General features: G+C 70.9%; 17 protein-coding genes and 1 pseudogene. 13 read left to right on the top strand and 5 right to left on the bottom strand.

The window, feature by feature from the left end:
- Positions 1-52: 52 nt before the first annotated feature.
- The 3 genes from ACFWN1_RS09700 to ACFWN1_RS09690 form a co-directional block, all read right to left on the bottom strand.
- On the bottom strand, positions 53-2,470 hold the full coding sequence (locus ACFWN1_RS09700; RefSeq protein WP_384359593.1) for a SpoIIE family protein phosphatase: 2,418 nt from the start codon (positions 2,468-2,470) through the stop codon (positions 53-55).
- 154 nt (positions 2,471-2,624) lie between these two features.
- Complete coding sequence (locus tag ACFWN1_RS09695; RefSeq protein WP_384359573.1) at positions 2,625-5,033, bottom strand: MFS transporter; 2,409 nt, start codon at positions 5,031-5,033, stop codon at positions 2,625-2,627.
- 210 nt (positions 5,034-5,243) lie between these two features.
- Positions 5,244-5,687 carry an SRPBCC family protein gene (locus ACFWN1_RS09690; RefSeq protein WP_384359572.1) on the bottom strand — a complete coding sequence of 148 codons (444 nt, stop codon included), beginning with the start codon at positions 5,685-5,687 and terminating at the stop codon, positions 5,244-5,246.
- Positions 5,688-5,825: 138 nt separating this feature from the next.
- On the opposite strand from ACFWN1_RS09690, the pseudogene ACFWN1_RS09685 reads away from it, so the two are divergent.
- Both ACFWN1_RS09685 and ACFWN1_RS09680 read left to right on the top strand, forming a co-directional pair.
- Positions 5,826-6,052, top strand: a pseudogene (locus tag ACFWN1_RS09685) (radical SAM protein); the annotation flags it as partial.
- Between the two features lie 35 nt (positions 6,053-6,087).
- A complete protein-coding gene (locus ACFWN1_RS09680) occupies positions 6,088-6,294 on the top strand; it encodes a hypothetical protein (protein ID WP_384359571.1) in 207 nt (68 codons plus the stop codon).
- Positions 6,295-6,339: 45 nt separating this feature from the next.
- Here the strand turns inward: ACFWN1_RS09680 and ACFWN1_RS09675 are convergent, their stop codons facing one another.
- Positions 6,340-8,541, bottom strand: a complete 2,202-nt coding sequence (locus tag ACFWN1_RS09675) for a protein-arginine deiminase family protein (protein ID WP_384359570.1) — start codon at positions 8,539-8,541, stop codon at positions 6,340-6,342.
- A 742-nt stretch (positions 8,542-9,283) separates the two neighbouring features.
- On the opposite strand from ACFWN1_RS09675, the gene ACFWN1_RS09670 reads away from it, so the two are divergent.
- Positions 9,284-10,852, top strand: a complete 1,569-nt coding sequence (locus ACFWN1_RS09670; protein WP_384359569.1) for an alpha/beta hydrolase — start codon at positions 9,284-9,286, stop codon at positions 10,850-10,852.
- Between the two features lie 83 nt (positions 10,853-10,935).
- Positions 10,936-11,274: a GNAT family N-acetyltransferase gene (locus ACFWN1_RS09665; RefSeq protein ID WP_384359568.1), complete on the top strand. Its 339-nt coding sequence runs from the start codon at positions 10,936-10,938 to the stop codon at positions 11,272-11,274.
- On the opposite strand, the gene ACFWN1_RS09660 is transcribed toward ACFWN1_RS09665, so the two are convergent.
- Positions 11,256-11,840, bottom strand: a complete 585-nt coding sequence (locus ACFWN1_RS09660; RefSeq protein ID WP_384359567.1) for an adenylosuccinate lyase — start codon at positions 11,838-11,840, stop codon at positions 11,256-11,258. The two genes, ACFWN1_RS09665 and ACFWN1_RS09660, sit on opposite strands and share 19 nt — an antisense overlap.
- A gap of 347 nt (positions 11,841-12,187) precedes the next feature.
- On the opposite strand from ACFWN1_RS09660, the gene ACFWN1_RS09655 reads away from it, so the two are divergent.
- The 9 genes from ACFWN1_RS09655 (at position 12,188) to pssA (ending at position 23,119) form a co-directional block, all read left to right on the top strand.
- The gene (locus ACFWN1_RS09655) at positions 12,188-13,993 is read left to right on the top strand and encodes a 3-hydroxyacyl-CoA dehydrogenase family protein (RefSeq protein WP_384359566.1); all 1,806 of its coding nucleotides are present in this window, start codon (positions 12,188-12,190) and stop codon (positions 13,991-13,993) included.
- Positions 13,994-14,141: 148 nt separating this feature from the next.
- The gene (locus ACFWN1_RS09650; RefSeq protein ID WP_384359592.1) at positions 14,142-14,951 is read left to right on the top strand and encodes a TetR family transcriptional regulator; all 810 of its coding nucleotides are present in this window, start codon (positions 14,142-14,144) and stop codon (positions 14,949-14,951) included.
- Between the two features lie 420 nt (positions 14,952-15,371).
- Positions 15,372-16,715: a crotonyl-CoA carboxylase/reductase gene (gene ccrA, locus ACFWN1_RS09645; protein WP_384359565.1), complete on the top strand. Its 1,344-nt coding sequence runs from the start codon at positions 15,372-15,374 to the stop codon at positions 16,713-16,715.
- 10 nt (positions 16,716-16,725) lie between these two features.
- On the top strand, positions 16,726-18,771 hold the full coding sequence (locus tag ACFWN1_RS09640; protein WP_384359564.1) for a protein meaA: 2,046 nt from the start codon (positions 16,726-16,728) through the stop codon (positions 18,769-18,771).
- On the top strand, positions 18,768-19,727 hold the full coding sequence (locus tag ACFWN1_RS09635) for an HpcH/HpaI aldolase/citrate lyase family protein (protein ID WP_384359563.1): 960 nt from the start codon (positions 18,768-18,770) through the stop codon (positions 19,725-19,727). Before ACFWN1_RS09640 ends, ACFWN1_RS09635 begins: the two co-directional genes overlap by 4 nt.
- Positions 19,728-19,729: 2 nt before the next feature.
- The gene (locus tag ACFWN1_RS09630) at positions 19,730-20,242 is read left to right on the top strand and encodes a MaoC family dehydratase (RefSeq protein ID WP_384359591.1); all 513 of its coding nucleotides are present in this window, start codon (positions 19,730-19,732) and stop codon (positions 20,240-20,242) included.
- A complete protein-coding gene (locus ACFWN1_RS09625) occupies positions 20,243-21,448 on the top strand; it encodes an acyl-CoA dehydrogenase family protein (protein WP_384359562.1) in 1,206 nt (401 codons plus the stop codon). It begins immediately after the preceding gene.
- A gap of 170 nt (positions 21,449-21,618) precedes the next feature.
- Positions 21,619-22,278: a phosphatidylserine decarboxylase gene (locus ACFWN1_RS09620; protein WP_384359561.1), complete on the top strand. Its 660-nt coding sequence runs from the start codon at positions 21,619-21,621 to the stop codon at positions 22,276-22,278.
- A 22-nt stretch (positions 22,279-22,300) separates the two neighbouring features.
- Positions 22,301-23,119, top strand: coding sequence for a CDP-diacylglycerol--serine O-phosphatidyltransferase (gene pssA, locus ACFWN1_RS09615; protein ID WP_384359560.1), 819 nt, complete (start codon positions 22,301-22,303; stop codon positions 23,117-23,119).
- Positions 23,120-23,176 lie beyond the last annotated feature (57 nt).

Raw genomic sequence — 23,176 nt, 5'->3', positions numbered from 1 at the left:
GTCCAAGGGCACGTTCAGGGATTCAGCGCCTGTTCACAGGGGCGGCGCCCGCTCACGGGGTCAGCGCCTGCTCGAACCACACCGTCTTGTGGTGCCCGCTCGCCGTGGCGCCCCACTCCTTCGCCAGCCGGCTGACCACGCGCAGGCCCCGGCCCGCCTCGTCCTCCGGGCCGGCGGTGCGCAGGTCCGGCAGCTCCGGCTCCTCGTCGGTGACCTCGAACAGCAGGTCCTCGGCGCGAACCACGCGCAGCCCGACCGGGCCGCCCCCGCCGTGCCGTACCGCGTTGGTCACGACCTCGCTGACCAGCAGCAGCGCGGTGTCCACCGCCTGCGGGAGCCCCCACTCCAGCAGGCGCCCGCGGACCAGGTGCCGGGCGCGGGAGACCTCGCGCGGGTCGGCGGCCAGCCGCCACTGGGCCACGTGGTCGTCGGGGATGCCGTTGAGCCGGGCCATCAGCAGGGCGACGTCGTCCTTGCGGCCACCCCCGGTGTTGAGGGCGCGGATGATGGTGTCGCAGGCGGCGTCCATCGAGGCGGCCGGGTGCGCGGCGGACTCGCAGAGCGCGGCCAGCCCGTCCCCGATGTCGGAGCCGCGCACCTCGACCAGGCCGTCCGTGCACAGGACCAGCCGGTCGCCCGGCGCGACCCGTACCGTGGTGGCCTCGAAGGGCACCCCGCCGACGCCGATGGGCGCGCCCGTGGGCAGGGCGAGCAGTTCGCTGCCGCCGTCGGCCGCCCGCACCAGTACGGGCGGGATATGGCCCGCGTTGGCGAGCTGCACCTCGCCGCGGATCGGGTCGTAGACGGCGTAGAGACAGGTGGCGAGGTAGTTCTCGCCGAGTCTGCGGGCCAGGTCGTCCAGGTTGCGCAGCAGTTGGGCGGGCGGCATTTCCAGTGCGGCCATGGTCTGGACGGCGGTGCGCAACTGGCCCATCATCGCTGCCGAGTTGAGCCCGTGCCCCATCACGTCACCGACGACGAGCGCGGTACGCGAGCCGGGCAGTTTGACGGTGTCGAACCAGTCGCCGCCGATCCGGCCGAGCCGGGTGCCGGGCAGATAGCGGGTCGCCACGTCGCACCCGGCCATACGCGGGGCGACCTGCGGCAGCATGCTGTCCTGGAGGGTCTCGGCGACGTTCTCCTGGTACGTGTACATGCGGGCGTTGTCGAGCACCAGCCCGGCGCGGGCGGCGAGTTCGGCGCCGGTGGTGCGGTCCATGCCGTCGAAGGGCAGCCGGTCGGCGCGGCGCAGCAGCACCATGAAGCCGAGGACCACGTTGCGCGCCTTGAGCGGGACGATCAGCAGGGAGCGGCCGTTGATGAGCGGCCTGAGGTCCCGCTTCTCGAACTCGCCGGAGATCCGGTTGCCCAGTTCCTCGCTGATCCTCGGGATGAGGACCGGCTCGCCGGTGACCATGCACTGGTAGAACGGGGTGTGCTCGGGGAAGGCGAACGCCTCGCCGACCGGCACGGTGTCGTCCCAGCGGCCGGGTTCGTCGTTGTGCTCGACCCAGACCCGGTGCATCAGGGTGCTGGCGTCGGGCGGCCCGTCGGGGAAGCCCTCGCCCGCGAGGACGGCGGAGCGCAGATGGGTGCCGGCGAAGTCCGCGAACCGGGGCACGGCCGCGCTGGTGACCTCGCGGATCGTCTCCCCGAGGTCGAGGGAGGTGCCGATGGCGGAGCTGACCTCGTTGAGGAACTCCAGCCGCTCCCGCACGGCCGCGTACTCCAGGTCGGCCAGGGCACCGGCCGGTGTCAGGGGCTCGGAGCGGGGGTGCGGGACCAGGCTGTCGGAGCGGCCGGGGCGCCGGGGCACTCCCCAGTACGGGGTGACGGGGACCCGCTCGTACTGGCTGAACTCCAGCACTGGGTAACCGAGTTCGAGGATCTGGGAGACGATGCGGGCGCTGAGTCCGGGGCCCATGTTGGGCAGGATCTCGGGGAGCCGGCGCTCCAGGTCGGCGGAGGTGGGGAGTTCGGTGTGGCGGGCGAAGCCGGGCGCGATGCGTTCGGTGCCCTCGTCGGGGTGGCCGCGCGCCTCGCGCAGCCGGGTGGCGTCGGCGGCCAGCACCAGCAGCCGGGAGGGCCCCGGCCCGACCAGCGGGTAGGCCCACCACACCACGTCGATCCGCTCGCCGGCCCCGCGTCCGGGCGGGGTCAGCCGGGCGCGGCCGGCGGTCGGGTAGCCGGTGGTGCCGCCGGGGGAGGTCTGCGGACCGGGGCCGTCCCCGTCCTCGGGCGAGTCGTCCAGCAGGTCGTACGGCAGGGCCCCCGAGACGGGCAGCAGCTCCGCGACGGGCTGCCCGACGGCCGCCTCCCGGCCGGGGCCGAACATCCGGCCGGCCCCGCTGCTCCAGTGGGACACCAGGCCCGCGCGGTCGACGATCACCACGGCCAGCGGAATCCGGCCCGCCGCGGGAGTTTCCGCCCCGCGGCCGGGGGCCGCGTCCCGCTCGCTGCCACGGTCCATGGCCAAGGCCCTCTCTCCCCACGGCTGTACGCGAACGATCAATGCCGCCCGCCACCACGGTACGGGGGAGTCACGTCGCCATGTGTGGCAAACCGTGAATTCCTTCCCCCGGGATTCCCGGCCGGTCCGAGAGGGCTCGTGACCTTCGGTCCCCTCAGTCCTCGTGTCCCAGTTGCAGGTCACGCTCGGTGCGGCCGCCGCCCGCGACCTGGAGGACCGTGGCGACCGGCGGGTAGCCGGCCGCGATGACGGTGTACTCGCCGGAGGACAGGTCGACGAAGCGGAAGGTGCCGTCGGCGCCCGTGGTGAGGGTGTCGACGACGTTCCCGGCCGCGTCGAGCAGGGTCACCCGCGCGTCCTCCACGGCGCGTCCGCCCCCGGCCCGGACGGTGCCCTTCAGCACGGCCCCGCCCGCGAGTTCGACGTCCTGCCGGGTCTCGCGGGACGCCTGGACGGTGACCGGGAGGGCGGCCGGGCGGAAGGCGGGGGCGCTGGCGGCGAGGGTGTACTCCCCCGCGACCAGCTCGCCGATGACGTATCCGCCCTCACGGCCGCTGCGGGTGGCGGCGACGACCTCGCCGTGCACGTTGGTGAGCGTGACGGTGGCGTCGCGTACCGGGCTGCCGTCGGCGGTCAGCACGGCGCCCGCGAGGCGCCCGGCGCCGCCGAGGACCACGTCGAGTTCTACGGGGCGTTCGCCGACGGTGACGGAGACGGCCTGCGGCTGGTGGCCGCCGGCCGCCGCGATGAGCACATAGGAGCCGGCGCCGGGGGTGGCCAGCGCGTAGCGGCCGTCGTCGCCGCTGGCGCCCCGGCCGATCTGCACGCCGCCGACGTCGATGAGGGTGAGCGCGGCGCGCGGCACCACGGTGCCGTCCGGGTGCTGGACGGTGCCGCAGACCGCGATCCCGGCGGTGTACGGCGAGCGGGCCTGGGACGGTACGGGGACGCTGACCGGCACGGTGTCCGGGTCGGTGGCGATGGAGGCGTGCTGGGACACCAGGGGTTTCTCCTTGAGGAAGAAGGCGATGATCAGGCCGAGGACGAGCACCGGCACCAGGTACAGGAAGATCCGGGGCATCGCGTCGGCGTAGGCGTGGATGTAGGCGTCGCGCAGCGCCGGGGGCAGCGCGTGCACCAGCTGCGGGGTGATCGCCTCGGGGTCGGGCAGCGCGGCCGACGCGTCCGGCGGGAGGTCCTCGCGCAGGGCGTCGGTGAGCCGGTCGGCGAAGAGGGTGCCGAAGACGGCGGCGCCGACGCTGCCGCCGATCTGCCGGAAGTAGTTGTTGGCGCTGGTGGCGGTGCCGAGGTCGGCGGGGCGCGCGGAGTTCTGCACGGCGAGGATCAGCACGGGCATGACCAGGCCGATGCCGGTGCCGAGGACGGCCATCCAGACGCTGTACGCCAGCCGGGAGGTGTCCACCTCCAGCCGGGACAGCAGCCACATGCCGAGCGCGGCGAGCGCGGCGCCGGCCACCGGGTAGACCTTGTAGCGGCCGGTGCGGCTGATGAGCTGGCCGCCGATGACGGAGGCGCCGACGATGCCCGCCATCATGGGCAGCATCAGCAGCCCGGACTCGGTGGCGCTGGCCCCGTCGACCATCTGGAGGAAGGTCGGCAGATAGCTGGCCGCGCCGAACAGGGCGACGCCGATGACCAGTCCGACCAGACCGGTGATGTTGAAGACGGAGTCCCGGAACAGCCGCAGCGGGATGAGGGGTTCGGCGGCGAACCGCTCCGCCACCACGAAGAGGACGACCGAGGCGAACGCGCCCGCGCCGAGCCCGATGATCTCGCGGGAGTCCCAGGCGTACTCGGTCCCGCCCCAACTGGTCAGCAGGACCAGGCAGGTTGAGGCAGCGGCGAGCAGCAGCGCGCCGGGCACGTCGAGGCGGGCGCGTTTCTTCGGCCGGGGCAGCTTCAGCACGGCGGCGACCACGGCGAGGGTGACCAGGCCGAAGGGGACGTTGATGTAGAAGCACCAGCGCCAGGAGAGGTGGTCGGTGAAGTAGCCGCCGAGCAGGGGCCCGGCGACGGAGGCGAGCCCGTAGGCGGCGCCGATCAGGCCCATGTAGCGGCCGCGCTCCCGGGGCGGCACGATGTCGGCGATGATCGCCTGCACGCCGATCATCAGACCGCCCGCGCCGATGCCCTGGACCGCGCGGAAGGCGATCATCTGGTCCATGCTCTGGGCGCGCCCGGCGAGGGCGGAGCCGACGACGAAGACCAGGATGGCGAACTGGAAGACGCCCTTGCGGCCGAAGAGGTCGCCGAGCTTGCCGTAGAGCGGCAGGCCGATGGTGGAGGTCAGCAGGTAGGCGGTGATCGCCCAGGACATCTTGTCCAGGCCGTGCAGCTCGCCGACGATCTTCGGCAGCGCGGTGGCGACGATCATCTGGTCGAGCGCGGCCAGCAGCAGTGCGAGCATCAGCCCGACGAACACCAACCGCACCTGGCGCACGCCGAGTTCGGGTCCGGGGGTGGGTGGTGGGTCCAGGTGTTCGACCGGAACCGGCGCCGCCTCGGCGGCCGGCTCCTCGCACACCAGCGTCGTTCCGCCCACGTACCGCTCCCCTCGCTCACACCTGCCGCACATCCCGCGTTACGCGACAACTGCGAACCCATACGGCGAGTTACGGCATGAATCCGGTCTGGGCGGAGATCACTCGAACCGGTGAGGGAACGGCGAGGGGAACAGTGCGGGAAACGGTGCGGGAAACGGTGCGGGAAACGGTGCGGGGAGCGACGCCCCCGCACCGGACCGCGCTCAGAGCTACTTCTCGACCTCGGCGGCCAGCCTGTCGAGCACCGAGTCGTAGATGCGGCCGAGGCCCTTGGGGGCGAAGGTGCGCTCGAAGAAGCCGCCGATGCCGCCGGCGCCCTGCCACGTGGTGGTGACCACGGCACGGGAGCGGCCCTCGCCGGCCGGGGTGACGCGCCAGGTGGTGACCATGGTGGAGTTGCGGTCCTTCTCGACCAGCTCGCCGTCGGTGGGCTCGCCGACATCCAGCAGGCAGTCGCGGACGCGCTTGCTGGTGGCCTGGAGCTTCCAGTGGACGAGGGTGCCGGCGCCGTCGCCGCCCTCACGCACCTCGTACTCGCTGAACTGCTCGGGGAGCAGCTTCGGACGGGTGGTCCGGTAGTCGCTGAGCGCGTCGAACACCCTGTCGGCGTTCGCCGCGAAGACTCGTTCCGTAGTGGCCTCGACCTGCGCCATCGCTCTCCTCCACGACCTGTTTTCCAGCGTTTCGGATCAGCCAACCACCCCCGCACCCCGGCTCCAAATCGGGCTCCGCCCGATCATGGGAACAGATGTTCTATTCTGGGGGACGAGCTACCGAGGAGGCGTCATGTGCTGGGGAACCTGACCGACGAGTCCGGTGGTCACGGCCGGACCCCCGACGGCGCGCTGTTCGGCGCGCACGCCGTCGTCACCCGCACCTTCGACACGCCCGAGTTCAGGGCCTCACCCTCCACGAGGTCCGGGCCCGCTCGAACCCGAACCGGGTGCCGGGCGCGTCCCGGATGCCGTTCGAATGGACGGTGAACCCGTACCGGGGCCGCTCGCACGCGTGCGCGTACTTCACCGCATGACCCTGTTGAGCCCAGGAGGGGCGATGCTCAGCACTCCGAACGCGGACAAGGCCTGGAAAGGCATGACGAAGTCATTCCCTGCTCCGGAGCGGCCAGGCCGGCATGCCGACCCGGGCAAGACGGAGAGGACGGCTTACGCCGTGCTGCTGCGTGGACCGGCTGCGCGGCCGGGCGACACCGCCGCGAGTCAGTGGCTGCTGCTGCGCGACCGCACAACGAAGCGCCTGTGACCGACGCAGCAGCAGCGGTCATATTTCAGGACAAGCTCAGGAGTTCTACGGCTTGACGGAGCCGTTCTGGTCCGGAAGCTGCCTCCACCAGCGCTGGTCGGCTGCGAAGACGTCGCGCAGTGAGTTGGTCGTGCAGTGGATCTCACCCTCCCAGGTGTGTACGAAGAGGAATTCCTCCACGTAGCGGACCTTATAGCCGATGCCACCGAACGCCTTGTCGATGGCGTCGGTGAAGACGTCCTTGCCGTTGATCACTGGCCCGTGAGGGGTGGGTGCCAGGTAGTCGTGGTGGTTCAGTACCAGGCCGTTGACCGTGTCCGGGACAAGCGCAACGACCTGGTTCATGGCGGCCAGCTCGGCTTCGGCCTTCGTCTTCTCCTCGCCAGGTTCCATCTGAGTAATGGCGCTCTGCAGCAAGAGGTAGTCGATTGAGCGTGCGGTGAACAAGGTGGGGACCCGCACGATATCTGCGTCGGTGAGGCCCGCCTGCTGCTTCAGGGTGGTGAGGTTGGCGTCGATCTTCTGCGCACTGCGCTCGTTGACGCGGACGAACTGCGGATCGGCGAGGAACTCGTCGATGTTGCGCCGGTCCACGATCTGGTCGTACGGCTCCTCGAGTCCGGACATGCCGCTGAGCAGGGGCTGCCCCGACTGACCGGCTTTCTTCGCGTCCTGGAGAAGTTCCATTCCGGCGCGCGGATCGGCCACGACGGCGCGCCAGCCGCGCGGAGTTCCCGGCGCCGGCAAAAACTGGATGAACTCATCGACATGCCCGACTGTCAGCCAGGAGGTGTCGAGGGAGATCGGCTTCTGCACGCCCTGGGAGCGCAGAAAGGTGAGCATCTCCGCAGCCGGCCCCTTGCGCTTCTGTCCGGGTTCGCCCCCGACAATGACCTGTCCGGCGGGGAAGCCGGGGCGCGGGGGGATCGCCTCCAGATTGCCCATCGAGTCGTAGCTCGTGTTCTCGGCGTCGTCCGGGGCGTGCTCGATGAGAGCACCGGCCACGTCGGGGCCCACGAACTCAGTGAAGACGGAACGAGACCCGGCGTGCTTGTCGATGTTGACCGACGGGATCAGCACACGCATCCCGCGGGGCTTTCCGTCGGGTCCGGGGATCGACTGGTAGGCGGGTTCGAAGACGTCCTGGATCCACTGGTCGCCGGCCGTATCGACGTGCCGCAGGGGCTTGAGCCCATTGGCCTTCACGGCTGCGTCGATGGCGCTGTCGTACGCGTCCTGGCTGTCGTCCAACGGCTCGCCGCCGAGTGCCTTGAGGAGAGCCTTGCCTTTCGCGGACTTGAGGGCTTTCGCGAGGCCCTCGCCGAGCGTGCGGCCGGCGCCCTTGCGGCCCGATCCCAGCTTGGCCGCGAGGCGGACCTCGGTAAGGTCTCTGCCGGCCGTGTGCGAGGCGGTACCGGTGCCGGAGGCCTTCTGTGACAGCGGGGCGGCGACCGACACCTCCTGCAGCCGCTGGGTGTTGAGCTGAGTGAGTACCGGTGCCTGCTTGAGCGCGACGGTCCCAGAGGTGCTGCGCCCGTCTGCGGTGACCGTGAGTCGCACGGTGACCTTGCCGTCCCAGACAGCGGAGTCGCGCACGATGTCCCGGCCCTCGATACCGATTTCGACGCCGTTACGGAGCTCGTGGGCGGTCAGCCTGGTGTCCGGAGTGATCAGCTCCCAACCCAGCGGCGCGGTGGTCTTCGACCGCTTGACGAACAGGTTCACATGGGCGGCCACGCTGTCCGGCACGGTGACGGTTCCGGTCGCGGAGTCGGGTGCGGCGACCCAGCGCCCGACATGCAGACGTGCGAGATCCGCCTGATCCCGGACACCGTTGACCACGGTGTCGGCGGCGTCGTTGCACGCGGCGAGTTGCTTGTCGGTGCGGTACTGGTTCAGGCGATGGGTCCGTTGGAGCTCGTCCCACTTCTTTTGCACCTCGGCCTGGCCGGCGGCGTCCTTGCCCTCGAACTCCTTGCGCAGGACTTTCTCTTCGGCGTCGTAGCTCTCGGTGTCGGCGGCCTCGTCCGCGGCGGAGTCAGCAACGATTTTTTTGGCACGCGCCTTGCAGACACCTGCGTCGTCGTCGATGTTGGCCAGGAACAATGCAGGCACTCCCGCCTGCGTGCCGTCGTTGCTGCGGAGATCGGCAACCGGCGCACCGGCTGCGTGAGCAGGGCTCCCCACCCCCGTTGCCCCGACGGTCAACACCCCCGCGAATATCAGACTTCGAGCGTCAAGCTTCATCAAATGCCTCCTGGCGGACCGGTGATGGTGAGAGGCACACTCGCGCACAATGGTGAAGTTGTTGTCAGGATGCAGTCAGCGAACTGTCTGCCCGGATCAGGGATGTCCGTGCCTGCACCGGGACGGGCCCGCCAGCCGCTGCGGCATTCGTGTCAGTGGTGGCCCACCCGCGGGCTTCGGCCTCGGTGAGAACAGGATCTACGTCTTCCGTGCGGACCATCTGTGAAGCGAGCGGTGCAACTGAGGCTGGTGATCCCGTTCCCCAGCGACCGGCCCGGCCAGCTCCGCGACACCGTGCGCGCCGTCGCGGAGTCCGGGGCCACCTCGGTGACCCGGCTGGTGCGGCATCCGCGGCCCGGCGCGCGGGAGTGGTTCATGAGCTGGCCGGCCCGGCACCACCCGCACCTGGTGACCCGGTACGAGCGGTTGTACGCGGGCGGCTCCTACGCCCCGACCTGGTACCAGCGCCGGGTCACCCGCCGGGTGCACGAGCCGGCCCGGGAGTACGGCATCGGGCCGGGCGAGACCCGGCGCATCCGCCCGGCCCGGCCCGTCGAGCGGCCGGGCGGAGCGGAAGCCGACACAGCTCACCCTGAGGTGAGCGCGTACGAGGGCATCCGGCGACCCGTTCGGGTCAAGTACGGGACGGACGGGCTCCCACGGCGGGGCGCGCAGGGACGATGCCGCGAGGACCGCGGCCCGCGCGGTCCGCGCCATCCTCCGTCCCGTGGAGTGCCCACGCATGAGAACACGCGCAGCCGTACTGGGCGCGACGGCCGTCCTGCTGGCGGCCTCGGCCGGCGCCGTACCCGTCCAGGCCGCCCCCGCCCCCGCACCCGCCGCGCCGGCCCTGAGCTGGAAGGACTGCGGCACCGGCGACCACCCGACCCTCCAGTGCGCGTCCCTGAAGGTCCCGCTGGACCACGCGCGGCCCGCCGGGCGGCAGATCACCCTCGCCCTGTCCCGCGTACCGCACACCGCCAAGACCTCCCAGGGCCCCCTGCTGGTCAACCCCGGCGGCCCCGGGGGCAGCGGGCTCGCGCTGGCCGGGTTCGTCGCCTCCGCGCTGCCCGCGAAGGTGGCCGCACGGTACGACGTCATCGGGTTCGACCCGCGCGGCGTCGGCAAGAGCACCCCGGCGCTGAACTGCGTCCCGGACCACTTCGCGCCGGTACGCCCGGACACCGTCCCGGCCACCCCCGAGCTGGCGCGGCGGAACCTGGACCGGGTGCGGTCCTTCGCCGCCGCCTGCGGCAAGGCGCACGCGGACCTGCTGCCGTACATCGACACCGTCTCCGCCGCCCGCGACCTGGAGTCCGTCCGCGAGGCCCTGGGCGCCGAGCGGCTCAGCTACCTCGGCTACTCCTACGGCACCTACCTGGGCACGGTCTACGCGAGGCTCTTCCCGGCGCGGGTGCACCGGCTGGTGCTGGACTCGATCGTGAACCCGGCCGGCGTCTGGTACGAGGACAACCTCACCCAGGACCACGCCTTCGACGCCCGCCACAAGGCCCTGATGGCGTGGATCGCCGCGCACGACGAGGCGTACGGCCTGGGCACCGACCCCGCGGCGGTCGAGGCCGACTGGTACGCGCTGCGGGCCGCGCTGGCGAAGGACCCGGCGGGCGGCAAGGTCGGCGCCGCCGAGCTGGAGGACACCTACCTGCCGGGCGGCTACTACGACGGCTACTGGCCCTACCTCGCCCAGGCCCTCGCCTCCTGGGTCCACGACAAGGACACCGGGCCGCTGGAGCGGGCGTACGAGAAATTCGCCGCCGTAGACGCGGGCGGCGACAACAACTACAGCGTCTACACCGCCGTCCAGTGCCGGGACGCGCCCTGGCCGCGCGACTGGCGCCGCTGGTCGCGGGAGACCTGGGCGGCGCACCGCAAGTCGCCCTTCATGACCTGGAACAACGCCTGGTACAACGCGCCCTGCGCGTTCTGGCCCACGCCCCCTCGGCAGCCGGTCGACATCGCGAACGGCCAACTCCCCCCGGCCCTGCTCTTCCAGGCGACGGACGACGCGGCCACCCCCTACTCCGGCGGCCTCATGACCCACCGCCTCCTGGCCCGCTCCAGCCTCGTGGTCGAACAGGGCGGCGGCAACCACGGCCTCACCCTCACCGGCAACTCGTGCCTGGACGGCCATCTGACCGCCTACCTCACCGACGGCACGGTCCCCAGAGGCCGGGGCGAGGTGGACGCGGTCTGCGAGAAGTCCCCCGCCCCGAAACCCCTGGACACGAAGACGGCCCCGGCCGCCTCGAAGGGCTCGGCCCTCCACGGGCTGCTGGGCTTCCGCCGCTGACGTCCCCTCCGGTGCCCGCCACTTCCGGCGGGCAGCGGAAAATCCAGGGACGCCGGCCGCCGCCCCTCCTTAGGCTTCCCGCCATGAGCACCCTCACCGTCCGGCCGATGGCCCTCTCCGACTGCGACCGTGTGGCCGAGATCCGCGTGACGGGCTGGCGGCATGAGATCCGCACCGGGGACGCCGAGTTGTACGCGCTCTACGCCGATCCCGCGCACATCGGGACCGGCGTCGGCCGGGTCCTCCTCGCCGAGGCCCTCGCGTGCACCGCGGGCCGGCCCCGCGTGCTGGTCCGGGTCCTGCGGGACAACACCCGCGCCCGCCGCTTCTACGAGCGGGCGGGATTCCGGCCGGACGGCGCCGAGGACGGCGCGTCGGTGCCGGAGGTGCGGTATGTGAGGTCTCAACTCCGCCGCTGCTGACGCGGGATGCGGCCCAGTGCCGTCATCGCCGCATCCGCCAGGGCCGGGTGGGCCAGGGCCTCGGTGAGGACGCGTTTGGCTCTCACGTCGGCCAGCAGGCCGAGGCCGTCGACGCAGGCGAGGGCGACACGGCGGTAGGGGTCGTGGGGGCGGAGGCGGCGTTCGAGGGTGGTGATGAGGGCCGGGACCGACTCGGGTGCGCGCAGCCGGACGAGGAGGCGTACGGGCTGGAGGGCGTAGGCGACGCGGAGTTCGTTGGTGGCGAGGGCGGCGGCCGCGCGGGCGGTGCGCGGGTCACCGAGGGCGGCCAGCGCCTCGGCGGCAGCGGCGCAGCGGGGCGGGTCGCGGTGGTTGAGGAGCAGCACCAGGGACTCGAACGCCCGCCGGTCCCCGGCGACTCCGAGCCGGTACGCGGCCAACTCCCTTGCCCACAGCGGCTGTCCGGGCGCGACGAGTACGCCGGCCAGCTCGTCGTGGTCCCCGGTGCCCACCAGCCTCTCGTACGCGGCCCCGCCCCGCGACTCCTGCCGTACGCGCTCGGTGAGCACTCGCAACTCTTCGTCCACGTACCCAGCGTAGGCGTGTGGTGACGACTGAGGGAGGTACATCACAAAGCGAGTTGGCTTCGGCCACTGGCGCGCTCGTTACTCGCTGGTTAAGCTCAGACGAGCGAGTTACCCACTCGCGCTTCGGCTGGCGACGGTCTGGTGACGCAACCGTCGAGAGCACGACCCGGCTCCGGGACAGGGCCGGTCGGCAAGTTGGACCGTCCCGGGCGTGTGCGCGCCCGCAGAGACGGCGCCGGGCGTATGCGCTTCGCGGCCCGGCGACACCCGCATCCCCGCGCCCCGCGCGTGTGCTCACGCGTCCGGCGCGTTCCCTCGTCGTCACCCCCTCTTCCTGGAGTTCCGCGATGGCCACTCCCCTGTCCCACACCCCTCCCTCCCCGCTCCGGACGGTCGCCGTGATCGGCCTCGGCACCATGGGCACCGGTATCACCGAGGTCCTCGCGAGGGCCGGCCGCGAGGTCGTCGGCATCGACATCGACGCCGCGCAGGCCGTCAAGTGCGTCCAGGCGCTGGAGGACTCCACCGCCCGAGCCGTCGAACGCGGCCGGCTCACCGGGCCCGAGCGCGCCGCCGTCCTGGACCGGGTCACCACCTCGACCGACCTCGCGGCGGCGGCCGACGCCGACCTCGTGATCGAGGTGGCCCCGGAGTCGTACGAGATCAAGCAGCAGATCCTCTCCGAACTGGACCGGGTGGTGCGGCCGGAGACGATCCTCGCCACCGGCACCAACGCGCTGTCGGTCACCCGGCTCGCCGCCGGCTCGCACCGCCCCGAGCGCGTCCTCGGCCTGCACTTCTTCAACCCGGTGCAGGCGATGAAGCTGGTCGAGATCGTGTCCTCGGTGCTGACCGCGCCGCAGGCCGTCACCGCCGTCACCGACCTCGCGGTCGAGCTGGGCAAGGAGCCGGTCGCGGTCGGCGACCGTCCCGGATTCGTCGCCGACGGCCTGCTGTTCGGCTATCTGAACCAGGCCGCCGCGATGTACGAGGCGCGGTACGCCTCCCGCGAGGACATCGACGCGGCGATGCGGCTGGGCTGCGGTCTGCCGATGGGCCCGCTGGCCCTGCTGGACCTGATCGGGGTGGACACCGCCCGCCGGGTCCTGGAGGCGATGTACACCGAGTCCGGCGACCGGCTGCACGCCCCCACGCCGATCCTGAAGCAGCTCAGCCAGGCGGGCCTGACCGGCCGCAAGGCGGGGCGCGGCTTCTACACCTACGCGGCTCCCGGTAGCGCCGAGACCGTCCCGGACGCCCTCACCCCGGCGCCCGGCGGCGCCGCGACGGCGGGCCGTACGGTGCGCTCGGTGGGCGTGGCCGGGTCCGGCACGATGGCGTCGGGCATCGCCGAGGTGTTCGCCAAGGCCGGGTTCGAGGTGGTCCTCGCGGCCCGCACCGAGGAGAAGGCGCAGGCGGCCAGGGCGCGCGTCGGCAGGTCGCTGGACCGCTCGGTCACCAAGGGCCGGCTGACCGCCGAGACGGCAGCCGGGGTCCTGGAGCGGATCACCCCGGCGGGCGGCTACGAGTCGTTCGCGGACGTGGACCTGGCCGTGGAGGCGGTCGCGGAGGATCTTGACGTCAAGCTCCAGCTCTTCCAGGCGCTGGACAAGGTGTGCAGGCCGGGCGTGGTCCTGGCCACCACCACCTCCTCGCTGCCCGTCGTGGCCTGCGCCCGCGCCACCTCGCGCCCGCAGGACGTGATCGGCATGCACTTCTTCAACCCGGCCCCGGCGATGAAGCTGGTGGAGGTGGTGCGCACGGTCCTCACCGCCGACGACACCCACGCCACCGTCCGCGAGGTCTGCGCCCGCCTCGGCAAGCACCCGGTGGACTGCGGCGACCGGGCCGGCTTCATCGTGAACGCGCTGCTGTTCCCGTACCTGAACAACGCGGTCAAGATGGTCGAGGAGCACTACGCGACGCTGGACGACATCGACGCGGCGATGCGGCTGGGCGGCGGCTACCCGATGGGCCCGTTCGAACTGCTGGACGTGGTCGGTCTCGATGTCTCGCTGGCCATCGAGAAGGTGCTGCACCGCGAGTTCCGCGACCCGGGGCTCGCTCCCGCGCCGCTGCTGGAGCACCTGGTGGCGGCGGGCTGCCTCGGCCGCAAGACCGGCCGGGGCTTCCGCGAGTATGCCCGCCGCTGACGGCGACGGTCTCCGGGACGGCCCGGAGTGGGGCGGGCTGCTCGAACCGGGCGGCCTCGCCCCGCCCGGCCGGGCCCCCGCCCGCTCCGGGGACGAGGGCTTCCCGGCACCCGCGCGTGGCGGGGCGTCCATGCAGTACGTTCGGGTCATGTCCCAGCCCGTCAGGTCCTCACGTACATCCGCCGCCTCCGACGCCCCGGAGAGGGCGGTGGGCGGTCGCGCCGCCGCCCAGCGGCTGAAGATGCGCCGGGAACTGGCGGCCGCCGCGATGGAGCTCTTCGCGTCCAAGGGGTACGAGGCGACCACGGTGGACGAGATCGCGGCGGCGGCCGGGGTCGCGCGGCGCACCTTCTTCCGCCACTTCCGTTCCAAGGAAGAGGCGATCTTCCCCGACCACGACGACACCCTGATCCGGGCCGAGGCGGTGCTCAACGCGGCCCCGGCGCACGAGCACCCGCTCGACACCGTGTGCCGCGGGATCAAGGAAGTCATGCGGATGTACGCGGCCCAGCCGGAGATCTCGGTGGCCCGCTACCGGCTGACCCGCGAGGTGCCGACACTGCGGGAGGCGGAGATCGCCTCGGTGGCCCGCTACGAGCGCCTGTTCACCCGCTATCTGCTGGGCCACTTCGACGAGCGGGCGCACGCCGACGACGCCAACGACGACCCGCTGCTGGCCGAGGTGGCCGCCTCCGCCGTGGTCACCGCCCACAACCACGTGCTGCGGCGCTGGCTGCGGGCGGACGGCCAGGGCGATGTGGAGGCGCAGCTGGACCATGCCTTCGCCATCGTGCGCCGTACCTTCGGCAGCGGCATCGGCGCCGGCCGGAGCCCGGCCGCCACGGCCGCTCCGGCGGCGGTCTCCGCGCACGGGGAGGTGCTGGTGACGGTCGCCCGTACCGACGCCCCGCTGGACGAGGTCATGCGGACCATCGAACAGGCACTCAAGGAGCGCTGAGCACGCGTCTCCCGCTGTGACGACGGCCACCCCCCGGGGTGGCCGTTCTGCCATGTCCGGGCCCGTTTTCCGGCGTCTGCCGGGGCCCGTTCGATCGATCATCGCTCATTTGTTACGTAAAGATTTCATATGAGGGCAGGTTCTGGCACTCAGTGCCTTGCCGCCTGACACGCGGTGTCATACGTTGGGAGTGTCCGGAGGGCCGGCGCGTAGCGAGATCCCGCGCGTCGGCTGTCCCCGCGAGCCACCCGGCTCGCGCGTCCGGACGCCTGCGTCACAGGCAACCTCCCGCGCCACAAAGCGCCGCCGAAGCATCAGCCGTCGACCGACGGCACACCCCTCGCACCCCCGAGCGCACTTCCCGCACCGACGAAACCCCAGCGCCCCTCCCTCAGGGCGCTCACCGCCGGAGGCAATACCGTGACCGTCAAGGACATCCTCACCGCGATCCAGTCGCAGGACGCCACGTCCGCCGACTTCGCCGCCATCCCGCTGCCCGAGTCGTACCGCGCGATCACCGTGCACAAGGACGACACGGAGATGTTCGCGGGCCTGGAGACCCACGACAAGGACCCGCGCAAGTCCACCCACCTCGACGAGGTGCCGCTGCCCGAGCTGGGTCCGGGCGAGGCCCTGGTGGCCGTCATGGCCTCCTCGGTGAACTACAACTCGGTGTGGACCTCGATCTTCGAGCCGCTGTCCACCTTCGGGTTCCTGGAGCGCTACGGCCGCACGAACGAGCTGGCCAAGCGGCACGACCTGCCGTACCACATCATCGGCTCGGACCTCGCGGGCGTCGTCCTGCGCACCGGCCCCGGCGTGAACGCCTGGAAGCCCGGTGACGAGGTCGTCGCGCACTGTCTGTCCGTCGAGATGGAGTCCTCCGACGGCCACAACGACACGATGCTCGACCCCGAGCAGCGCATCTGGGGCTTCGAGACCAACTTCGGGGGGCTGGCGGAGATAGCCCTCGTCAAGTCCAACCAGCTGATGCCGAAGCCGGACCACCTGAGCTGGGAGGAGGCCGCCGCCCCCGGCCTGGTCAACTCCACCGCCTACCGCCAGCTCGTCTCCCGCAACGGCGCCGGGATGAAGCAGGGCGACAACGTGCTGATCTGGGGCGCGAGCGGCGGGCTCGGCTCGTACGCCACCCAGTTCGCGCTGGCGGGCGGCGCCAACCCGGTCTGTGTCGTCTCCAGCGACCAGAAGGCCGACATCTGCCGCTCGATGGGCGCCGAGGCGATCATCGACCGCAACGCCGAGGGCTACAAGTTCTGGAAGGACGAGCAGACCCAGGACCCCAAGGAGTGGAAGCGCTTCGGCAAGCGCATCCGCGAGCTGACCGGCGGCGAGGACATCGACATCGTCTTCGAGCACCCCGGCCGCGAGACCTTCGGCGCGAGCGTCTTCGTCACCCGCAAGGGCGGCACCATCACCACCTGCGCCTCGACCTCGGGCTACATGCACGAGTACGACAACCGCTATCTGTGGATGTCGCTCAAGCGCATCATCGGCTCCCACTTCGCCAACTACCGCGAGGCGTGGGAGGCCAACCGCCTGATCGCCAAGGGCAGGATCCACCCGACGCTGTCCAAGGTGTACTCCCTGGAGGACACCGGCCAGGCCGCGTACGACGTGCACCGCAACCTCCACCAGGGCAAGGTCGGCGTGCTGTGCCTGGCCCCCGAGGAGGGACTCGGCGTCCGCGACGCCGAGCTGCGCGCCGAGCACATCGACGCGATCAACCGCTTCCGGAACGTCTGAGGAGCGACCCGTGACAGAGCGTCAGGCGCCCAAGGCGCGTCAGAAGGACCGTCCGTGGCTCATGCGGACCTATGCCGGGCACTCGACGGCGGAGGCGTCCAACGAGCTGTACCGGCGCAACCTCGCCAAGGGCCAGACCGGTCTGTCGGTGGCGTTCGACCTGCCCACCCAGACCGGCTACGACGCCGACCACATCCTCGCCCGCGGCGAGGTCGGCCGGGTCGGCGTGCCCGTCTCGCACCTGGGTGACATGCGCAGGCTGTTCCAGGACATCCCCCTGGACCAGATGAACACCTCGATGACGATCAACGCGACCGCCATGTGGCTGCTGGCGCTCTACCAGGTCGTCGCCGAGGAGCAGGGTGCGGACATCACCCGGCTCCAGGGCACGACCCAGAACGACATCGTCAAGGAGTACCTCTCGCGCGGGACGCACGTCTTCCCGCCGGGGCCCTCGCTCCGGCTGACGACCGACATGATCGCGTACACGGTGTCCCACATCCCCAGGTGGAACCCGATCAACATCTGCAGCTACCACCTCCAGGAGGCCGGCGCCACGCCGGTCCAGGAGATCGCGTACGCCATGTCCACCGCCATCGCGGTGCTCGACGCGGTGCGTGACTCCGGCCAGGTGCCCGAGGAGCGGATGGGCGACGTGGTGGCCCGGATCTCCTTCTTCGTCAACGCGGGCGTCCGCTTCGTCGAGGAGATGTGCAAGATGCGGGCGTTCGGCCGCATCTGGGACCGGGTCACCCGCGAGCGGTACGGCATCGAGGACCCCGAGCAGCGCCGGTTCCGCTACGGCGTCCAGGTCAACTCGCTCGGCCTGACCGAGGCGCAGCCGGAGAACAACGTCCAGCGGATCGTGCTGGAGATGCTGGCCGTGACGCTGTCGAAGGACGCACGCGCGCGTGCCGTGCAGCTGCCCGCCTGGAACGAGGCGCTGGGCCTGCCCCGCCCCTGGGACCAGCAGTGGTCGCTGCGCATCCAGCAGGTGCTGGCCCACGAGAGCGACCTGCTGGAGTACGAGGACATCTTCGCCGGCAGCCACGTCATCGAGGAGAAGGTGTCCGCCCTGGTGGACGAGTCCTTCGCGGAGATGGCCCGGATCGAGGAGATGGGCGGCGCGATGGCCGCCGTCGAAACGGGTTATCTGAAGGCCCGGCTGGTGGCCTCGCACGCCGAGCGGCGGGCGCGGATCGAGTCCGGCGACGAGAGGATCATCGGCGTCAACATCTTCGAGACCACCGAGCCCAACCCGCTCACCGCCGACCTGGACACCCCGATCCAGACGGTCGACCCGGCCGTCGAGAACCGGGTGATCACGGCGCTCGGCACCTGGCGGGACACCCGCTACCAGCCGCCCTTCAACCACCCGCGCCCCTGCAAGGCGCTGGAGAGGCTGAAGGAGGCAGCCAAGGGCACCGCCAACCTCATGGAGGCCACCTTGGAGTGCGCCCGCGCCGGAGTCACGACCGGCGAGTGGACGGGGGCGCTGCGCGAGGTGTTCGGCGAGTACCGGGCGCCGACCGGCGTCTCCTCCGCCCCGGTGGCGGTGCCCGCCGAGGCGGGGTCCGCGATGGCCGGGGTGCGGGCCCGGGTGGACGCCACCGCACGCGACCTGGGCGTGGGCAAGCTGCGGTTCCTGATCGGCAAGCCGGGCCTGGACGGGCACTCCAACGGCGCCGAGCAGATCGCCGTACGCGCCCGTGACGCCGGGTTCGAGGTGGTCTACCAGGGCATCCGGCTGACCCCGGAGCAGATCGTGGACGCGGCCCTCGCGGAGGACGTGCACGCGGTCGGCCTGTCCATCCTGTCCGGCTCGCACGCCCGACTGGTGCCGGACGTGCTGGACCGGCTGCGCGAGGCCGGGGCGCACGACATCCCGGTGATCGCGGGCGGGATCATCCCGGGCGCCGACGCCGAACTGCTGAAGTCGGCCGGTGTCGCGGCCGTGTTCACCCCGAAGGACTTCGACATCACCGGAATCATCGGCCGTATCGTCGACGAGATCCGCACAGCGAACAAGCTCGACCCCCTGGAGGTCCCCGCATGACTGTCAACCGTCTGCGTCCGCGCCGCTCCTGTCTGGCGGTGCCGGGGAGCAACCCGCGCTTCCTGGAGAAGGCGCAGGGGCTGCCCGCCGACCAGGTCTTCCTGGACCTGGAGGACGCGTGCGCGCCGCTCGCCAAGCCGGAGGCGCGGCACACCGTCGTCAAGTTCCTGAACGAGGGCGACTGGACGGGCAAGACGCGGGTCGTGCGGGTGAACGACTGGACGACCGAATGGACGTACCGCGATGTCGTGACGGTGGTCGAGGGCGCCGGCCCGAACCTGGACTGCCTCATGCTGCCCAAGGTGCAGAACGCCCAGCAGATCGTGGCCCTCGACCTGCTGCTCACCCAGATCGAGAAGACGATGGGCTTCGAGGTCGGCCGGATCGGCATCGAGGCGCAGATCGAGAACGCGCAGGGCCTCAACAACGTCAACGAGATCGCGCAGGCGTCCCCGCGCGTCGAGACGATCATCTTCGGCCCGGCCGACTTCATGGCCTCCATCAACATGAAGTCGCTGGTCGTGGGCGAGCAGCCGCCCGGCTATCCGGCGGACGCCTACCACTACATCCTGATGAGGATTCTGATGGCCGCCCGCGCCAACGACCTCCAGGCGATCGACGGCCCCTACCTCCAGATCAAGAACGTCGACGGCTTCCGCGAGGTGGCCGGCCGCGCCGCCGCCCTCGGCTTCGACGGCAAGTGGGTGCTGCACCCCGGTCAGGTGGAGGCGGCCAACGAGGTCTTCTCGCCCTCGCAGGAGGACTACGACCACGCCGAGCTGATCCTCGACGCCTACGAGTACTGCACCTCCGAGGCGGGCGGAAGGAAGGGTTCGGCGATGCTCGGGGACGAGATGATCGACGAGGCCAGCCGCAAGATGGCCCTGGTCATCGCGGGCAAGGGCCGCGCGGCCGGGATGCGGCGGACGTCCAAGTTCGAGATTCCGGAGGCGTGAGCATGCAGTTCGGGCGCACCTACGAGGAGTTCGAGGTCGGGGCGGTGTACAAGCACTGGCCCGGAAAGACGGTCACCGAGTACGACGACCACCTCTTCTGCCTCCTCACCATGAACCACCACCCGCTCCACCTGGACGCCAACTACGCCGGAAGCACGACCGACTTCGGCAAGAACGTGGTGGTCGGCAACTACGTCTACTCGCTGCTGCTCGGCATGTCGGTGCCGGACGTGTCCGGCAAGGCGATCGCCAACCTGGAGATCGAGTCGCTGAAGCACGTGGCGCCGACCTTCCACGGCGACACCGTCTACGGCGAGACGACCGTGCTCGACAAGTGGCCGTCGAAGTCGAAGAACGACCGCGGGATCGTGCACGTCGAGACCAAGGGCTACAAGCAGGACGGCACCCTGGTGTGCGTCTTCCGCCGCAAGGTCATGGTGCCCACCGAGACGTACATCGAGGAGCGCGGCGGAGAGCAGCCCGGCCGCCCGGAGCTCAAGGAGCAGGTGAAGTAGATGGCGCGCCTCGCCCAGACCGCAGGTCTGACGGACATCCAGCAGGAGATCCTCTCCACCGTCCGCGACTTCGTGGACAAGGAGATCATCCCGGTCGCAACCGAGCTGGAGCACCGCGACGAGTACCCGCAAGCGATCGTGGACGGCCTGAGGGAACTGGGCCTCTTCGGTCTGATGATCCCCGAGGAGTACGGGGGTCTGGGCGAGTCGCTGCTCACCTACGCGCTGTGCGTGGAGGAGATCGCGCGCGGCTGGATGTCGGTCTCCGGGATCATCAACACGCACTTCATCGTGGCGTACATGCTCAAGCAGCACGGCACGCGGGAGCAGAAGGACCACTTCCTGCCCCGAATGGCGGCGGGCGACATCCGGGGCGCGTTCTCGATGTCGGAGCCGGCGCTCGGCTCGGACGTGTCGGCCATCACGTCCAAGGCGGTGAAGGACGGCGAGGAGTACGTCCTGGACGGCCAGAAGATGTGGCTGACGAACGGCGGCACGTCCTCGCTGGTCGCCGTGCTGGTCCGGAGTGACGAAGGACACCCCGAGGGCACCGCGCCCCACAGGTCCATGACGACGTTCCTGGTGGAGAAGGAGCCCGGGTTCGGCGAGGTACGCCCCGGTCTCACCGTCCCCGGCAAGATCGACAAGATGGGCTACAAGGGCGTCGACACCACCGAGCTGATCATGGACGGTCTGCGGGTGCCCGCCGACCGGGTGCTCGGCGGCGTCACGGGCAGGGGTTTCTACCAGATGATGGACGGCGTCGAGGTCGGCCGGGTCAACGTCGCGGCCCGTGGCTGCGGTGTCGCCCAGCGCGCGTTCGAGCTGGGCGTCCGGTACGCCCAGCAGCGCCACACCTTCGGCAAGCAGATCGCCCAGCACCAGGCCATCCAGTTCAAGCTGGCCGAGATGGCGACCAAGGTCGAGGCCGCGCATGCGATGATGGTCAACGCGGCACGCAAAAAGGACTCCGGGCAGCGAAACGACCTGGAGGCGGGAATGGCCAAGTACCTCGCCTCCGAGTACTGCAAGGAGGTCGTGGAGGACGCCTTCCGCATCCACGGCGGCTACGGCTTCTCCAAGGAGTACGAGATCGAGCGCCTGTACCGTGAGGCGCCGATGCTGCTGATCGGCGAGGGTACCGCCGAGATCCAGAAAATGATCATCGGCCGCCGACTGCTCGAAGAGTATCGGTTCCAGGGCTGATTGTCCCGAGACGGGGTGTTTTCGCCGAGAAGAAGATCACACCCCGTCGACGCTCTTCGGCCGCCGACTCGGCTTCCTGGCTTACCCAGTTGCGCCCCGCGCCCGGTACGATCCCCGGAAAGCCGCCGTCCCCCGTCATTGCGCGGCATCATCCGCTACGAAGGTCATCCATGTCCCACAGCCAAACCTCTGCACCCAGCGACAGCCGAGCCGGCGGGGTACGCCTCGCGCGCGGAGCATCGCCGTGGCTCCTCCCGACCGTCGCCACCGCGGCCCTCAGTCTGGCGCGGGCGCGCCGCTCGGGCGCCGCCAAGGCCGTCGCCGTGCCCGTCACCGCTCTCGCGGCGGGCATGCTGTGGTTCTTCCGCGACCCCGAGCGCGAGATCGCCACGGGCCGCGTCATCTCGCCCGCCGACGGTGTGGTGCAGAGCATCATGCCCTGGAAGGACGGCCGCACCCGCGTAGCCATCTTCATGAGCCCGCTCAATGTCCACGTCAACCGCGCGCCCCTCTCGGGCACCGTGACGTCGGTCGAGCACATCTCCGGCGGCTTTGTTCCTGCTTTCAACAAGGAGAGCGAGAACAACGAGCGCGTAGTCTGGCATTTCGACACCGAACTCGGCGACATCGAGATGATCCAGATCGCGGGCGCGGTCGCCCGTCGCATCGTGCCCTACATCCCTGAGGGCACGAAGGTGGAGCAGGGCGACCGCATCGGTCTGATCCGCTTCGGCTCGCGTGTCGACCTCTATCTGCCTCAGGGCGTGGAGGTCGCGGTCGAGGTCGGTCAGAAGACCGTGGCTGGGGTGACTCGCATTGACCGTGATTGATCCAGAGACACAGGCGGGCTGGGTGCCCGAGGCAGACGAGGCGGACGACGAGGAGGAGATGCCCCTCTCCATGCGCCTGTCGATAGCGGACACCCTCACGCTCGGCAACGCGACCTGCGGCTTCATGGCGGTGTACTTCACCACCACCGGCATCCTCATCCCGCACCTCACCGGCAGCCAGGAATCCGGCATGGCCCGCCACAGCGCGGCCACGGCGGTCATCCTCATGCTCTGCGCGGCGGTCTTCGACCTCTTCGACGGGCTGGTGGCGCGCAAGCTGCGCTCCTCCCCGATGGGCGCGGAGCTGGACAACCTCTCCGACCTGATCAGCTTCGGCCTGGCCCCGGCGTACTTCGTCCTGGTCTACGGCATGGTCGCGGACGACGCGCACCAGCGGGTGGCCGCGGTCGGGGCGATCGTGGTGCTGCTCGCCGTCGTGCTGCGGCTCGCGCGGTTCTCGTGCGTGACGCTGAAGGACGGCATGTTCCAGGGCATGCCCTCGCCGTTCGGCGCGCTGACGGTCGTCTCGATCGTGCTGCTTGAGCTGCCCTTCCCGGCCACGCTGCTGGCCGTCCTGGGCACCGCCTGGCTGATGGTGAGCCGGGTCGAGTACCCGAAGCCGCGCGGCCACCTGGCCGGTGCCATGCTCGGCTGGATCGTCCTCTCGATGGGGCTGCTGGCCGCCTGGGCCTTCGACGCCCCGGGCGGACAGCTCCTCCTCCAGGCGGGCTGCGCGCTCCAGCTGGTCATGGGCGCGGTGATCCCGCTGTTCGCCACGGCACGCCGGGTGAACAACTTCCGCGACAACCGCCGGGAGGCGCGGGCCGCGCAGCTGCCGTAGCGCGTGATCGCCTGCCTTGGGGTCCTTTCACATCGGCCGTTCCAGGGCCCCTTCGCC

Origin of the sequence: Streptomyces sp. NPDC058459, assembly GCF_042721685.1 — a bacterium.
Classification (GTDB): domain Bacteria; phylum Actinomycetota; class Actinomycetes; order Streptomycetales; family Streptomycetaceae; genus Streptomyces.
The sequence above is the reverse complement of the archived record's forward strand: the minus strand, read 5'-3'. Positions and strand labels throughout refer to the sequence as shown.

What these genes read in the sequence shown, in the direction of transcription:
- ACFWN1_RS09700 (WP_384359593.1), bottom strand. Translation starts at nt 2,470, where the DNA reads ATGGACCGTGGCAGCGAGCGGGACGCGGCCCCCGGCCGCGGGGCGGAA.
- ACFWN1_RS09690 (WP_384359572.1), bottom strand. Translation starts at nt 5,687, where the DNA reads ATGGCGCAGGTCGAGGCCACTACGGAACGAGTCTTCGCGGCGAACGCC.
- ACFWN1_RS09680 (WP_384359571.1), top strand. Translation starts at nt 6,088, where the DNA reads ATGCTCAGCACTCCGAACGCGGACAAGGCCTGGAAAGGCATGACGAAG.
- ACFWN1_RS09675 (WP_384359570.1), bottom strand. Translation starts at nt 8,541, where the DNA reads ATGAAGCTTGACGCTCGAAGTCTGATATTCGCGGGGGTGTTGACCGTC.
- ACFWN1_RS09670 (WP_384359569.1), top strand. Translation starts at nt 9,284, where the DNA reads ATGAGAACACGCGCAGCCGTACTGGGCGCGACGGCCGTCCTGCTGGCG.
- ACFWN1_RS09665 (WP_384359568.1), top strand. Translation starts at nt 10,936, where the DNA reads ATGAGCACCCTCACCGTCCGGCCGATGGCCCTCTCCGACTGCGACCGT.
- ACFWN1_RS09655 (WP_384359566.1), top strand. Translation starts at nt 12,188, where the DNA reads ATGGCCACTCCCCTGTCCCACACCCCTCCCTCCCCGCTCCGGACGGTC.
- ACFWN1_RS09650 (WP_384359592.1), top strand. Translation starts at nt 14,142, where the DNA reads ATGTCCCAGCCCGTCAGGTCCTCACGTACATCCGCCGCCTCCGACGCC.
- ACFWN1_RS09635 (WP_384359563.1), top strand. Translation starts at nt 18,768, where the DNA reads ATGACTGTCAACCGTCTGCGTCCGCGCCGCTCCTGTCTGGCGGTGCCG.
- ACFWN1_RS09630 (WP_384359591.1), top strand. Translation starts at nt 19,730, where the DNA reads ATGCAGTTCGGGCGCACCTACGAGGAGTTCGAGGTCGGGGCGGTGTAC.
- ACFWN1_RS09625 (WP_384359562.1), top strand. Translation starts at nt 20,243, where the DNA reads ATGGCGCGCCTCGCCCAGACCGCAGGTCTGACGGACATCCAGCAGGAG.
- ACFWN1_RS09620 (WP_384359561.1), top strand. Translation starts at nt 21,619, where the DNA reads ATGTCCCACAGCCAAACCTCTGCACCCAGCGACAGCCGAGCCGGCGGG.